Origin of the sequence: Microbispora sp. H10885, from assembly GCF_014161415.1 — a bacterium.
Taxonomy (GTDB): Bacteria; Actinomycetota; Actinomycetes; order Streptosporangiales; family Streptosporangiaceae; genus Microbispora; species Microbispora triticiradicis.
The window spans coordinates 68,652-82,474 of the sequence record NZ_JABBWY010000015.1 but is presented as its reverse complement, the minus strand read 5'-3'; the positions used below and the strand labels follow the sequence as shown (position 1 = coordinate 82,474).

13 protein-coding genes are annotated in these 13,823 nt (G+C 73.2%); 3 read left to right on the top strand and 10 right to left on the bottom strand.

What is annotated here, in order from left to right; all coding sequences use genetic code 11:
• Positions 1–3: 3 nt before the first annotated feature.
• Genes pucL through uraD form a run of 3 tightly spaced genes read right to left on the bottom strand, consistent with a single transcriptional unit; the run spans position 4 to position 1,708 of the window.
• Positions 4–888, bottom strand: coding sequence for a factor-independent urate hydroxylase (gene pucL, locus HHX37_RS32390; RefSeq protein ID WP_182887846.1), 885 nt, complete (start codon positions 886–888; stop codon positions 4–6).
• 2 nt (positions 889–890) lie between these two features.
• A complete protein-coding gene (uraH, locus tag HHX37_RS32385) occupies positions 891–1,238 on the bottom strand; it encodes a hydroxyisourate hydrolase (protein WP_182879110.1) in 348 nt (115 codons plus the stop codon).
• On the bottom strand, positions 1,235–1,708 hold the full coding sequence (gene uraD / locus HHX37_RS32380) for a 2-oxo-4-hydroxy-4-carboxy-5-ureidoimidazoline decarboxylase (RefSeq protein WP_182887845.1): 474 nt from the start codon (positions 1,706–1,708) through the stop codon (positions 1,235–1,237). Before uraD ends, uraH begins: the two co-directional genes overlap by 4 nt.
• 147 nt (positions 1,709–1,855) lie before the next feature.
• Between uraD and HHX37_RS32375 the strand changes: the two genes are divergently transcribed.
• Positions 1,856–2,695, top strand: a complete 840-nt coding sequence (locus HHX37_RS32375; protein WP_182887844.1) for a deoxyribonuclease IV — start codon at positions 1,856–1,858, stop codon at positions 2,693–2,695.
• A gap of 514 nt (positions 2,696–3,209) precedes the next feature.
• Here HHX37_RS32375 and HHX37_RS32370 read toward each other — a convergent pair.
• Positions 3,210–3,938 carry a LytR/AlgR family response regulator transcription factor gene (locus HHX37_RS32370; protein ID WP_182875761.1) on the bottom strand — a complete coding sequence of 243 codons (729 nt, stop codon included), beginning with the start codon at positions 3,936–3,938 and terminating at the stop codon, positions 3,210–3,212.
• A 317-nt stretch (positions 3,939–4,255) separates the two neighbouring features.
• On the opposite strand from HHX37_RS32370, the gene HHX37_RS32365 reads away from it, so the two are divergent.
• A complete protein-coding gene (locus tag HHX37_RS32365; protein ID WP_182887843.1) occupies positions 4,256–5,665 on the top strand; it encodes a sensor histidine kinase in 1,410 nt (469 codons plus the stop codon).
• Between the two features lie 16 nt (positions 5,666–5,681).
• On the opposite strand, the gene HHX37_RS32360 is transcribed toward HHX37_RS32365, so the two are convergent.
• Entirely contained in the window at positions 5,682–6,941 is a 1,260-nt protein-coding gene (locus tag HHX37_RS32360) for a sensor histidine kinase (RefSeq protein WP_310740642.1), read from the bottom strand.
• Between the two features lie 27 nt (positions 6,942–6,968).
• Positions 6,969–7,589, bottom strand: a complete 621-nt coding sequence (locus tag HHX37_RS32355; RefSeq protein ID WP_182887842.1) for a sulfite oxidase-like oxidoreductase — start codon at positions 7,587–7,589, stop codon at positions 6,969–6,971.
• A 353-nt stretch (positions 7,590–7,942) separates the two neighbouring features.
• Here HHX37_RS32355 and aroF point away from each other — a divergent pair, with 353 nt between their 5' ends.
• Positions 7,943–9,022 carry a 3-deoxy-7-phosphoheptulonate synthase gene (gene aroF / locus HHX37_RS32350; protein ID WP_182879114.1) on the top strand — a complete coding sequence of 360 codons (1,080 nt, stop codon included), beginning with the start codon at positions 7,943–7,945 and terminating at the stop codon, positions 9,020–9,022.
• A gap of 46 nt (positions 9,023–9,068) precedes the next feature.
• Here aroF and thiI read toward each other — a convergent pair whose 3' ends face one another.
• From thiI to HHX37_RS32330, 4 genes are all read right to left on the bottom strand, one after another.
• A complete protein-coding gene (thiI, locus tag HHX37_RS32345; protein WP_138462839.1) occupies positions 9,069–10,265 on the bottom strand; it encodes a tRNA uracil 4-sulfurtransferase ThiI in 1,197 nt (398 codons plus the stop codon).
• Between the two features lie 147 nt (positions 10,266–10,412).
• Positions 10,413–11,063, bottom strand: a complete 651-nt coding sequence (locus HHX37_RS32340; protein WP_117408380.1) for a response regulator — start codon at positions 11,061–11,063, stop codon at positions 10,413–10,415.
• 214 nt (positions 11,064–11,277) lie between these two features.
• The gene (gene macS, locus HHX37_RS32335) at positions 11,278–12,543 is read right to left on the bottom strand and encodes a MacS family sensor histidine kinase (RefSeq protein ID WP_182887841.1); all 1,266 of its coding nucleotides are present in this window, start codon (positions 12,541–12,543) and stop codon (positions 11,278–11,280) included.
• 228 nt (positions 12,544–12,771) lie between these two features.
• Positions 12,772–13,797: a 6-phosphofructokinase gene (locus HHX37_RS32330; RefSeq protein WP_117409215.1), complete on the bottom strand. Its 1,026-nt coding sequence runs from the start codon at positions 13,795–13,797 to the stop codon at positions 12,772–12,774.
• Positions 13,798–13,823: the final 26 nt, after the last annotated feature.

The window sequence follows — 13,823 nt, the reverse complement described above, 5'->3', positions numbered from 1 at the left end:
CGGCTACTCCCAGGCCGGGCCGGCGTCGGGCGCGTCCTCGCGCAGCACGGTCCCCTCGATCAGCCCGTACGGCCGGTCGGCGGCGAAGAAGACCTCCCCGTCGTTGGGCAGCCCGAAGGGCGCGAGGTCGACCAGGAAGTGGTGCCTGTTCGGCAGCGACAGCCGCACCTCGCAGATCCCCGGGCACTCGGCCAGCACGCGCGTGCCCATGGCGTACAACGTCTGCTGCAGCGACAGGCTGTAGGTGTCGGCGAAGGCCGTGAGCAGGGCCGCCCGGGCCTTCTCGTAGGACTTGTCCCAGTCCGGCGAGACGTCCGGGGAGCCGTCCCGCGAGACGTCCGCGTGCCGCCACGACACGTCGACGGCGGTGGCCAGGACACGGTCGCCGGTCTCCGGCAGCGTCGTGTACTCGTCCTTCGCGAACCCCCGGAACTCGGAGTCGGTCGTGTTGAGCACGACGAGGTCGCGCAGCCCGGAGACCACCCACGACCCGGTCCCGTCGTGATGCGCCACGCAGGTGCGCACCTCCCGCCCGGAGCGGACGAAGGAGTGCCCGAACGCGCCGTTGCGCTCCCAGACGTGCTCCTCGACCGCGACCCTGGCGTGGTGGATCGCGGGCTGGGAGTCCACGAAGTGACGCGCCAGCAGCAGCGCGAAGTCCTCGATCGCCCCGACGCCGTGCCTCTTGGCGAACGCGAAGACGGTGTTCTTCTGCGAGTCGGTGGGCAGGACGGCGGAGTTGTCCCCGCTCAGGTGCACCTCGGCCAGGTCGCCCGACAACGCCGTGCTCACCGTGAGGTCCTTGATCCGGTGGGCGTCGCCGTGCCGGGTCACCCGTACGACCCTCGTCTCGGCCTTGCCATACCTGTTGGGTCCCAGAACGGCCACGGCTAGCTCCCCCGGTAGGTCGAGTAGGCGAAGGGGCTCAGCAGCAGCGGCACGTGGTAGTGCCCGCCGGGCTCCCGGACGGCGAACACCACGCTCACCTCCGGGAAGAACGCGTCGTCCCCCAGATAGGCGGCCGTGTCGAAGACGAGCCGGTAGGTCCCGGGACGCGGGTCGAGCGCCGGGTCCCACTCCCGGCCCAGCGGGCTCCATTCCCGGATGCGGCCGTCGGCGTCGGTGCGGCCCTCCGCGACCGGCACGAAGCCGTGCGCGGCGCGCCGCGACAGCCGTACGGGCACGTCCTTGGCGGGCGTCCCGGCGGCGGTGTCGAGCACGTGCGTCGAGAGGCTCACCGGCCCTCCCAGAGCTTGGCCAGCCGCGATGCGACGATCTTCGACAGCTCGTCCCTGACGACCCCGCGCTCGGTCTCCTCGTCGTTGCCGAGCCGCCCGCGCAGCAGCGCCAGCAGCTCGTCGGCGTCCCGGCCGGTCGCGCAGACCAGGTAGACGTGGCCGAACCGGCTCTCGTAGGCGGCGTTGCCCTCGCGGAGCGCGTCGAGGACGCCCCGGCCGGCGTCCGCGGCTCCGGACTGCTCGGACCGCGACCACGCGGCCTCGCGTCCGGCGCCGCCGGGCCGCTCGCCGATGCGGGGGTGCGCCGCCAGCGCCTCCAGCACGTCGTCCCAGGCCAGCGCGGCGAGCGCCGGCCCGCTCGCGCGGCGCAGCCCGTCGAGATCCCGGTACGGCCCGCGCGCGGCCACCTCCTCCACCCATCTGGCGGAGGCGCAGCAGGACCGCAGGTCCTCCCGGCTGAGTTCGCGCATGCCCGTCAGTCAACCGCCGGGCCCGCGGCGGGGTCCAGCGGCGTGAGGTCCGAACCGCGTGCCCTGCTCGGGGGGCCGCTTTGTACGTTGTGACAAAGGGGTGGCACGTGAGAGGCCACGAGGTGCGCGACTAACCTGGAGGTCATCATGACTCCCAGCAATCTCATCGGCGGTCACGTCTTCGTCGCGGGCGGCCTGGCCAAGGGCGGGCTGAAGTACGCGTCCGAGATCGGCGCGGAGATGATCCAGGTCTTCGTCACCAATCCGCGCGGCTGGGCGCTCAGCGCGGGCGACCCCGCCGAGGACGCCAGGCTGCGCGAGTCGGGCGTGCCGGTCTTCCTGCACGCCGCCTATCTCGTGAACTGCGGGTCGCCGACGCCGGCGACCCTGGAGAACTCGCTCGCGGTGATCCGCCACACGCTGCGCCGGGGCGCCGAGACCGGCGCGCGGGGGGTGGTCGTGCACACCGGCTCCGCCGTCAGCCAGTCGCGCGAGACCGCGATGCGCCAGATCCACGAGCACCTGCTGCCGGTGCTGGACGAACTGCCCGACGACGGCCCCGACCTGCTGCTCGAACCGATGGCGGGGCAGGGCCGGATGCTGTGCGCCACGGTCCAGGACCTCGGGCCCTATCTGGAGGCGCTCGACCACCATCCGAAGGCGGGCGTGTGCCTGGACACCTGCCACGCCTTCGCGGCGGGGCACGACCTTTCCGCGCCGGGCGGGGTGAAGGAGATGATGGACGCGCTGCACGAGGTCGCCCCGGGGCGGCTCAGGCTCATCCACGCCAACGACTCCAAGGACCCGTGCGGGTCCAAGAGGGACCGGCACGAGAACATCGGGGCCGGGCACATCGGCGCGCAGGCCTTCGGCGATCTCATGCGGCATCCGGCGGCCGCCGGTGTCCCGCTCTGCATCGAGACGCCCGGCAAGGCGGACAAGCACCGCGAGGACATCGACCTGCTGAAGAAGCTCCGAAGCGCCTGAGGAGCGGCCGACTCGCGAGGATCGCGGCTGCCGGCGTCGCGCGTCGTGGCCGGTCGGAGGCGTTCGCGGCGATCCGGCGCCCCCGTATGGCCGGATCGCCGCGTCCCCCGGTAACGCGCGGGCGGGGCCCTTCCCCCCCGAGTAGGGCCCCGCTTGATAACCACCTGGTGAGAATCGACTCACTTTGTGATTACCCCGCGTGTCTTGCGACGAGCGAAAGACTACGAGGTGTAGTCGGGCCACCGGATGGCCCTTCGGACGAGCGGTCCCTAGCCAGCGCCATGCGGCCCGTCCTCACACGACGAGCGGAGCCCCGTGAGCGACAAACGGTCGCCCCGGACCCGTCGCAGCGGCCCGGCCCTCGGACGGTCCCGCATGCCGTGGGACGAGCCGTTCCCTGGCCCGCTCCCGGGGCGCCGGGGGCGAGCGCGGGTCAGGGACCGATCCGGGCCGGGCAGGGCAGGGCAGATCAAGGCCGGGCAGATCAAGGCCGGGCAGATCAGGGGCGGGCAGATCAGGGGCGGAACTGCCGGACGAGCTGCTCCCGCACCTGCCGGGTCAGCCTCCGGCTCACCGGCAGCGTCTCCCCGCCCACCTGAAGGACCACCCGCCCGGCGTCGAAGCGCAACTCGCTGACGTGCCTGACGTTGACGAGCGTGCTGCGGTGGACCCTGACGAACCCCGACCCCGCCCAGCGCCGCTCCAGCGCCGCGAGGGACATCCGTACGAGGTAGACGGCCCCGGCGGTGTGCAGGCGGACGTAGTCGCCGTGCGCCTCGGCGTAGCACACGTCCTGCCGGGCGACGAACTTCGTGCGGCCTGCCAGCTCGACCGGGATCGTCTCCAGGTCCTCGTCCGCGCCGGGGGGCGCCACGGCGGTCAGCAGCCGGCGTACGGCCTCCGCCAGGCGTTCGGGGCGCACGGGCTTGAGCAGGTAGTCGACCGCCTCCAGCTCGAACGCCTGCACGGCGCAGTCATGGGCGCTGACGAAGACCAGCTTCGGCGGCGTGGGGAACCCGCCGATGAGGCGGGCCAGGTCGAGGCCGTCGAGCCCCGGCATGCGCACGTCCAGGAACACCCCGTCGAGACGCTCGCCGTCGGCGATCATCTGGACCATGTCGCGGAGCGCGGCCCCGCTGTCGGTGGCCGTGCTCACGTGCTCCACCCGGGTGTCCTGGCGCAACAGGAAGGCGAGCTCGGACAGGGCGGGGACCTCGTCGTCCACCGCGAGCACACGCAGCATGGCGTCCACCGTGCCGTGTGCCCGCCTCTCCGCGCAAGGGGTGACCGGACGGTAGGTGACGGGCCCGTCACGCTGGGGCGTCGCCGGTGTCCGTGCGCAACTCCACCGGTTCCGGCAGCGGTTCACCCGCCGGCGGGACCGGGCCGGGCGTGCCGTCCGCACCTCGCCCGCGCCGGCCGGTCGCCGCCTCGACGAACACCAGGTCAAGCCAAGGGAAGCTTTTGGGAGCATCTATTCCCATTTGCCCCGTTATCAGCCTTTACGCCCCATGCGGTTGCCTACGATGGCGAGGAAATCAGGCGGAGCGAGGGAGGTCGATGCGCATCAGGCGGAGGTCCCTGCCTCTTCCCCGTTCCGGCTCCATCCGGGCACGGGTGACGCTGACGGTGGCCGGGCTGTCCGTCCTCCTCGCCGGCATGATCGCGGCCGGTCTCTGCCTGCTGATCCGTCACCGGGTCGAGACCGAGATCTTCAATGAGACGCGCCGCGTCGCGAGCGAATGGATCGGCTCGATGCGGCGCGACCGCATACCGCCACCGGCTCCGACGGCGCGCGTCCCCCTCGTCCAGCTCATCGACTCCCAGGGCCGGGTGGTGCTGGCCAATCCCGTGGCCGGCGAGCAGCCGATGAGCACGGCCCGGCCCACCAGCGACGACCGCTTCCAGGATGTGACCGAGTGCTCCGGCGACCGGTGCGTCGTGCTCACCGCCGCGCGGGTCCCGTCGCTGCAGGCGGCGGAGATCTGGCAGGGCGAGCCGCACTACGTGTACGCCGGCACGGACCAGCCGCCCGCCCTGCGCGGGCACCGGCTGGAGCTCCTCGTCGGCGCCAGCGGGGCGGTGCTGGCCGCGCTGTGGACGTGGACGACCTGGCGGGCGGCGGGCCGCATCCTGCGGCCGATCACGGCGATCGGGCAGCGGATGTCGGAGATCACCGCCCACGACCTGTCCCTGCGGGTGCCGCAGCCGCCCGGCCGGGACGAGATCGCCCGGCTCGCCCGCACGGCGAACCAGACGCTCGACCGGCTCGAATCAGCGGTCACGCAGCAGCGGCACTTCGCCGCCGTGGTCTCGCACGAGCTGAAGTCCCCGCTCGCCGGGCTCCGCGCCGGCCTGGAGGAGGCGCTGCTCTACCCGGAGGTCGACGCGCGCGAGGCGATCGCCGGGGCCCTGCCGGTCACCGACCGCCTGCAGCAGATCATCGACGAACTGCTGGCCTTCGCCCGGCTCCGCAACACCCCCTGCGTGTCCGAGCCGGTCGACCTCGGAGCTCTCGTACGCGCCGAGGTGGCGGCGCGCGGCGGAGAGGTTCCGGTGCACGCCAGGACGGAGCCCGGGCTGTGGGTCCTCGGCAACCGTGTCCAGCTGGCCAGCATCGTCACGAATCTGCTGGTGAACGCGCAGCGGCACGCGACCTCCAAGGTGGACGTGACCGCGGAGTCCGTCGGCGCCCAGGCGCTGGTCACGGTGCTGGACGACGGCGACGGCGTCGCCGAGGAGGACCGGGAGCGGGTGTTCGAGCCCTTCGTCCGCCTCGACGCGGGGCGGCGCCTCGACCCCGGTGGCAGCGGGCTCGGCCTGGCCCTGTGCCGGCAGATCGCGGTCGCCCACGCGGGCAGCCTCCGCATCGAGGAGTCCCCGCGCGGCGCGCGGTTCGTCCTGCGGCTGCCGCTCCTCACCGGCGTCTCCCCCGGCCGGGAGGCGGCCTCGGGCAGCGCGGCCGCGTGACGACGGCGGCGGCCGGTCAGGGACGGGCCGGGCTCGTACGGGGACGGGTCTTGGGGATCCTCAGCCCGATGCGGGTCCCCTTGCCCGGCGCGGTCTCGACGACCAGTCCGTGACCGGGGCCGTAGATGTGCCGCATGCGCACGTCGACGTTGCTCAGCCCGATGCCGGTCCGCTGCTCCCGCAGCGCGGCGTGCAGCTGCTCGGGATTCATCCCGACGCCGTCGTCCTCGACCCAGATGTGCGCCTCCGACCCGGCGTCCCTGATCACGACCCGCACCTCCCCCGGCATGCCGTGCTTGATCGCGTTCTCGACCAGGGGCTGCAGGCACAGGAACGGCACGTCCACCCGCAGCACCTCGGGGGCGACCTGGACGGTGAACCGCAGCCGGTCGCCGAACCTCGCCTGCTCCAGCAGCAGGTAGCGGTCCACGCAGGTCAGCTCGTCGGCGAGGGTGGTGAAGTCGGCGGCCCGGCGCAGCGCGTACCGGATGAAGTCGGCGAAGTCGAGCAGCAGTTCGCGGGCGCGCTCCGGATCGGTCCGGACGAACGAGGCGATCGTGGTCAGCGAGTTGTAGATGAAATGAGGGGATATCTGGGCCCGCAGGGCCCGTGCCTCGGCCTCCAGCGTCCGCCTGCGCGAGGCGTCGAGTTCGGCGAGTTCGAGCTGGCCCGACAGCCAGCGGCCCACCTCGGTCGCGGTGCGCACGAGCGCCGTGCCCACCCGCGCGTCGTACGCCGCCAGGGCCCCGACCACCCGGCCCTCCACGGCCAGGGGGACGACCACCCCGCGCCGGCCGCCTCCCCGGGACGCCGGGACGACGCGTGGCCTGCCCCCGGCCGCCGCCGCCCGCACCTCGGCGAGGACGGCCTCGTCCCCCGGCACGTCCGCGCCGCCCCTGGCCAGCACCCGGTCGGGCGTCGCGACGACCAGCCCGGCGGTGCCCAGCAGCGTCCGCAGGTGCCGTACGGCGCCGCGGGCGGAGGCCCGGGTGAGCCCGGCGGCGCGCAGCGAACGCGCGGCCAGACCGGCGGCGCGCAGGGCGCGGAACGCCGCCTCACCCGGCCCTTCGCCCCGTACGCGACCAGGCGCGTCGCGCCACGCGTCATCCGGCGCGTCACGCCCCGCCGCGCCCGCCGTCCCGTACGGCGGCAGCCCGGCACACGACCTCCCCGGACGTTCCCCGGGCGGCGGCTCCCTGTGGGGCAGGGCGCGGCCGAGCACGCCGCCGCAGACTCCGCAGAGCGCGCACAGCGTGACCCACACGGCTGTCGACACGCCGGACACCGTAGCCCTTCGGCGGCCTCACGGTGGGCCCTCGCCCGGCTCCTCCTGGTATGAGTAGCGCTGCTCCTTCCAGGGGTCGGCCACGTTGTGGTAGCCGCGCTCCTCCCAGAAACCACGCCGGTCCTCGGTCAGGTACTCGATGGCGCGCACCCACTTCACGCTCTTCCACGCGTACAGGTGCGGCACGACGAGCCGGACGGGGAAGCCGCGCTCGGCGGAGAGCGGCTTCTCGTCGAGGTGCGTGGCGAGCAGCGTCGTCGGGCGGTCGAAGTCGCTGAGGCGCAGGTTCGCGCTGTAGCCGTACTCCGCCCAGACCATCACGTGCCGTACGCCCGGCCCCGGCGGGACGCGGGCGAGCAGGGCCGAGGCGGGAAAGCCGCTCCACTCGTTCCCCATGATCGAGAACTTGGTGACGCAGTGGAAGTCGGACACCATGGTCGTCGTCGGCAGCGAGGAGAACTCCTCCCACGAGAACTCGTGGATCCGGCCGGTAGCCGTCTCGCCGAACACCTGGAAACGCCACGTCTCGGGGCGGAACGCCGGCACCCTGCCGTAGTGGACGACGGGCCGTCCGCGCGGGACGTACTGGCCCGGGGGCAGTCGCGTCTCCTCGTCAGGTATCTCCGGCACGCAGGCCATCCTGCCACCCGCCGGAAAGACGGCCCGCACCGGATCCCGGGCGTGCGGCCCGGCTCCGGTCGCGCTCCGGCCGCGCTCCGGGCACGCCCGCGCGGAGCCGTACGGAACACGCCACGGACGCGAGAGGTCGACGCGAGCGTCGAGATGTGCGCTATATTGCGTCACATGCGTACCGCTTGGTCGTTTTGGTATGGCGACGGACCCGTGAGGACCGATCGCCTCCAAGCGCTGCGCTGACAGCCAAGGAGAACGAAGGCCCCGGGTCCCACGGACCCGGGGCCTTCGTCGTTTTCCGGACCGGAGACACCCGGCCACACCGTCCGTCCGCACCATCGAGAGCACGAGGAGACACCATGGTCATCGTCATGACCCCCGAGGCCACCCAGGACGACGTCGAGGCGATCACCGACCTCGTCGCCGCGGCCGGAGGGGAGGCGTTCGCGAGCCGCGGCGTGAACCGCACGATCATCGGCCTCATCGGCGACGTCGAGCAGTTCGCCACGCTCAACCTGCGCGCCATGCCGGGCGTCGCGGACGTGGTGCGGGTCTCCACGCCGTACAAGCTGGTGAGCCGCGAGAACCATCCCGATCGCTCCACGGTGACCGTGCGCGGCGTCCCCATCGGGCCCGACACCGTGACGCTGATCGCGGGCCCGTGCGCGGTGGAGACCCCGCAGCAGACGCTGGAGGCCGCGCTGATGGCCAAGGCGGCGGGCGCGACGCTGCTGCGCGGCGGGGCCTTCAAGCCGCGCACCTCGCCGTACGCCTTCCAGGGGCTGGGCGAGAAGGGCCTGCGCATCCTCGCCGACGTACGCGAGCAGACCGGGCTGCCGATCGTCACCGAGGTCGTGGACGCCCACGACGTGGCGCTCGTGGCGTCGTACGCCGACATGCTCCAGGTCGGCACCCGCAACGCGCAGAACTTCGCGCTGCTGCAGGCCGTGGGCGCCGCCGGGAAGCCGGTCATGCTCAAGCGCGGCATGACCGCGACCATCGAGGAGTGGCTGATGGCGGCCGAGTACGTCGCCCAGCGCGGCAACCTCGACATCGTGCTGTGCGAGCGCGGCATCCGGACCTACGAGCCCGCCACCCGCAACACCCTGGACATCTCGGCGGTCCCGGTCGTCCAGCGGCTGTCGCACCTGCCGGTGATCGTCGACCCGTCGCACTCCGGCGGCCGGCGCGACCTCGTCCTGCCGCTGACCCGCGCGGCCGTCGCGGTGGGCGCCGACGGCGTGATCATTGACGTGCACCCGCATCCGGAGCAGGCGCTCTGCGACGGCCCGCAGGCCCTCGTCGACGGCGACCTGGACCGGCTCGCCGCGATCATGCGCGACTTCCCCCCGCTGGTCGGCCGCACCGCCACCGTGGGGACCACCGCAGAGGGAGCCACCGCCGGAGGAGCCGCGGCCGTCGCTTCCGCTCTCGCCTGACCACGCCGGGTCCGGTACGGCCCGCGACCGCGGGCCGTACCCGGGCTCAGACCTCCAGCTTGTACGGCTGGATGGAGTCGGCGAGCTGGGCGGCGAGGTCCTCGGCGTCCAGCCGCCGCTCGATCAGCTTGAGGTCCTCGATCTTCGCGCGGGTCTCGGCCTGCCGGGACGCGAGGAGCGTGCAGCAGTCCTCGTCGGGCAGCTCGGAGATCTGCAGCGTGCCGATCCTGCGCGCCTCGGCCATGATCTCTGTCTTGTCCAGGCCGATCAGCGGACGCATGATCGGCATGTCCACGGCGTGGTCCTGCGCGGTGATGTTGGTGAGGGTCTGCGAGGAGACCTGCCCGAGGCTGTCGCCGGTGACCAGCGCCTCGGCGTGGATGCGGTGGGCGACCTCCTCGGCCGTCTTGAGCATCAGCCGCCGCTGGGCGATCACCGCGAGCCGGTCCTGCCCGGAGTTCCTGATCGACTGCTGCGCCTTGCCGAACGGCACCACCCACAGCCGCGACTTGCCCTGGAACCTGTCCAGGTTGCGCACCAGCGCGTACGCCTTGTAGATCGACTCGGAGGTGGTGAACGGGATGCCGGAGAAGTGCAGGAAGTCGACCCGCAGACCGCGCCGCATCATCCGGTAGGCCGCGACGGGCGAGTCGATGCCGCCGGACAGCAGCACGAGCCCCCGCCCGCTGGAGCCGACCGGCAGGCCGCCCTGGCCCGGCCGGCCGTCGGTGAACAGGAACGCCTCGTCCTTGTCCACCTCGATGTGCACGGTGAGCTCCGGGCGGCTCAGGTCCACCGGCAGGCCGAAGGTGTCGTTGATCGCCCCGCCGACCAGGTGGTCGAGCTCGTTGGAGCGCAACGGGAACCGCTTGTCGCGGCGGCGCGAGCGCACCGCGAAGCGGGCCGAGCGCGCCACCTCGTCGCTGTCCCTGATCAGCTCGATGGCGGCCTTGGTGATCGTGTCCGGGTCCTTCGGGATCCGCCACGCGAGGTGGACCAGCACGATGCCGGGCACGTCGGACACGCGGGCCGCCACCGTCTCGGCCACCTCGACGTCGGTGCCGGCGGGCAGGAACAGGGCGATCACGCCGTGCCGCTGGCGGATGTCGACGCGGTGGTCCTTGAGCGCGTGCTTGATGTTGGCCCGCAGGCGCATCTCGAAGATCTCGCGGTTCCGGCCTTTCAGGACCACCTCGCCTAACTTGAGCAGCACACAGGGCTCTCCCAGGGCGGTCATGGTCATGGGTGGAAACCTCCGGACGGACAGGGACGGCCACGGCGCCGGGGTGAGGCGCGGCCGGGAAAGGGTTCGCTGGTTCGCTGAAGAGGACAACGCGTCGCCCACGTGCGGGCTTCCCACTGTAACGCCGCCGCCGAGCGGCGCACTCCCTCAATCGAGGTCGGCCAGGCCCTTCTCGATGGCGTAGCGGACCAGCTCGACCCGGTTGTGCAACTGGAGCTTGCTCAGCGTGTTCTGCACGTGGTTCTGCACCGTGCGGTGCGACAGCACCAGACGCTCGGCGATCTGCCGGTACGACAGGCCCTTGGCGACCATGCGCAGCACCTCGGTCTCCCGCTCGGTCAGCCGGGGACCGTCCCGCTGCTCCTCCTCCTGGACGCCGGGCCGCCGGTGGGCGAGCCTGCGGTACTCGCCCAGGACGAGCCCGGCCAGGCCGGGCGTGAACACCGCGTCGCCCTCGGCGGTCCGCCGGACCGCGTCGAGGAACTCCTCCCGCCCGGCCGACTTCACGAGATATCCGGAGGCGCCCGCCTTGACCGCCTCCAGCACGTCGGCCTCCTCCGCGCTGGCCGACAGGACGAGCACGCGCGGAGGGAGCGCGGACGCGCCCAGCCCGCGGGCCACCTCCACCCCCGGCAGGTCGGGCAGGCGCAGGTCGAGCACCACCACCTCCGGCCGGACCGCCGCCGCCACCCGAAGCGCCTGCCGGCCCTCGCCCGTCGCCGCGACCACCTCGTATCCGGCCTCGGTCAGGTCGCGGGCGACCGCCTCCCGCCACATCGGGTGATCGTCCACCACCATGACCCGCACCGGGGACCGCTCGGCCCCCTCGCCTCCGGCCACGTTCACGCCCTCCTCCGCCCTCACCACGTCCAGGGCCTGTTCACCACCTTCACACCGCCCGCGAGCTGCACCCTGCCCGCGTCCGGCGCCGTTCACGTCGAGCCGCGCGCTCCGCCCTCACCACGCCCAGGGCCCGTCCCGCCCGCACGCTCCCTCCGCCGCAGGGCCGAGGTCACGCCCGCTCCCACGCCGGAACCGACAGCTCGATCTCCGTCCCCGACGGCGAGGAGGTGATGGCCGCCGTGCCGCCGAGGTCGGCCACGCGTCCCCGGATCGATCGGGCGACGCCCATGCGTCCCTCGCGGGCCGCCTGCTCCAGCCGTCCGCCGGGGATGCCCGGTCCCTCGTCGCGGACGGTGACGACCACCGCGTCGTCGTCCTCCTCCGCGAGTATCCACGCCCGGGTGCCCTCCGGGCAGTGCCGTACGACGTTGTCGAGGGCCGCGCCGACGGCCGCCGCCACCTCCCGTGCCGTCGCGGCGGGCAGCGGCAGCGGCGTCGCGGGCGCCGACACGGTCACCCGTGCCGTGCCGAACGGCCGCAGGAGGTCACGCAGGTCGGCGTACGGCTCTGCCCCGGGATCGGGCTCGGGCGCAGACTCCGCGCCGGGGCGGGCGGGGCGACGGAGGCGCGCGGCGGAGCCCGGGCCCCGCCCGGCGCGGGTGCCGCGCGCCGCGAACGCCGGTCGCAGGCGGTCGCGCAGGCCGGTGGGGGCGAGATCCGGCGCCCGGGTGATGGGCGGGGCCTGCACCAGCGCCCGCAGCGCCGCCTCCTGCTCGCCCGCGAGCCTGCCGAGCTCGGCCGCCTCGCCGCCGATCTCCGCGCCCCTGCGCTGCACGAGGGCGAGCACCTGGAGCACCGAGTCGTGGATGCCGCGCGCCAGGCGCTCCCGCTCCCGGCCCGCGGCCTCCATCAGCACGGCGCGCCGCATGCGCTCCTCCGCCTCCCGCGCGAGCCGGGCGACGTGCCCGACTACCACTCCGGCCAGGAACATGAGCACCGCGCCGTTCACCTGCAGCGAGGCGAGTTCGACCCCGCTCCCGCCGCGCAGCCACAGGTCGGCCGCCGACATGACCGCGGCGGCTGCGGCGCCCGCGCGGCGTCCTCCGGCCACGCCGTACGCGAGGACCGGCCCGGCCACCCACGTCGCCGTCAGCGGCATCACGCCGGCCGCCGCGGCGGCGGGGCCCTGCGCGTACGGCGTGGCCAGCAGGCAGGCGACCGTGACGAGGAGGTCGGCGGCCAGCAGCGGCACACGCCGGGTGGCGGGATACCGGACGAGCGTGACGGCCGTCCAGGCGGCCATCACGCCGATGACCGTCCAGGACACGACCGGACGGGCGTATCCGCCCGCTCCGAGCACGAACAGCGCCGCGTACGCGAGCGACGCGACGCGGTAGACCGCGATCGCCCGCCAGAACGGTCCCTCGATGCCCATCGCGCGGCGCCCCCTCGTGACTGAGCCGGAAGGGCCGATCCCTCCGCTCACATACTGGGCGATTCCGGGTGGCGATCCGGCGGGTTCCGGCCTCTCACACACGTACGGCTCCCGCGAGGCGACGCGGGAGCCGTACGGACGGACGGTGGACGGCCCGCCCGCAGCGAGCGGGCCGTCATCACGGATCGGCGGGTCAGCGTGGCCCGGCCAATCGGTGTGGCCGGCGGATCAGCCGAAGAAGACCTCGGCCTCCGAGTAGCGGGAGGCGGGGACGGTCTTGAGCTCGGAGGTCGCCTCGTCGAGGCCGGCGCGGACGATGTCGGTGCCGCGCAGCGCGACCATCTTGCCGAAGTCGCCGTCGTGCACGGCGTCGATCGCGCCGAGGCCGAAGCGGGTCGCGAGCACCCGGTCGTAGGCGGTCGGAGTGCCGCCGCGCTGGATGTGGCCGAGGACCGTGGTGCGGGCCTCCTTGCCGGTGCGCTTCTCGATCTCCTTGGCCAGGAGTTCGCCGATGCCGCCGAGACGCACGTGGCCGAACGCGTCGAGCTCACCGGCCTGGAGCGCCATCTGGCCCTCCATCGGGTGGGCACCCTCGGCGACGACGATGATCGGCGAGTAGCGGGTCTTGAACCGCGACTCGACGTAGGAGCAGACCTTGTCGATGTCGAACGGCTTCTCCGGGATGAGGATCACGTTGGCGCCGGCGGCCATGCCCGCGTGCAGCGCGATCCAGCCCGCGTGGCGGCCCATGACCTCGCAGATCAGCGCGCGGTGGTGGGACTCGGCGGTGGTGTGGAGCCGGTCGATGGCCTCCATCGCGATGTTCACCGCGGTGTCGAAGCCGAAGGTGTAGTCGGTCGCGTTGAGGTCGTTGTCGATCGTCTTGGGCACGCCGACGACCTTGACGTCGCGGTCGAACAGCTGCTTGGCGACGCCGAGGGTGTCCTCGCCGCCGATCGCGATGAGCGCGTCGACGCCCTGCGCGGCCAGGTTCTCCTTGATCCGCTCGACACCGCCCTCGATCTTGATCGGGTTGGTGCGGGAGGACCCGAGGATCGTGCCGCCGCGCGGCAGGATCCCGCGGACGGCCTGGATGTCGAGCGGCATGGTGTCGCCCTCCAGGGGCCCACGCCAGCCGTCGCGGAATCCGACGAACTCGTGCCCGTACACGCCGATCCCCTTGCGGACGACGGCGCGGATCACCGCGTTCAGACCGGGGCAGTCGCCGCCTCCGGTCAGGACTCCAATACGCATGACGGGTATTCCTCCATCTTGGATAC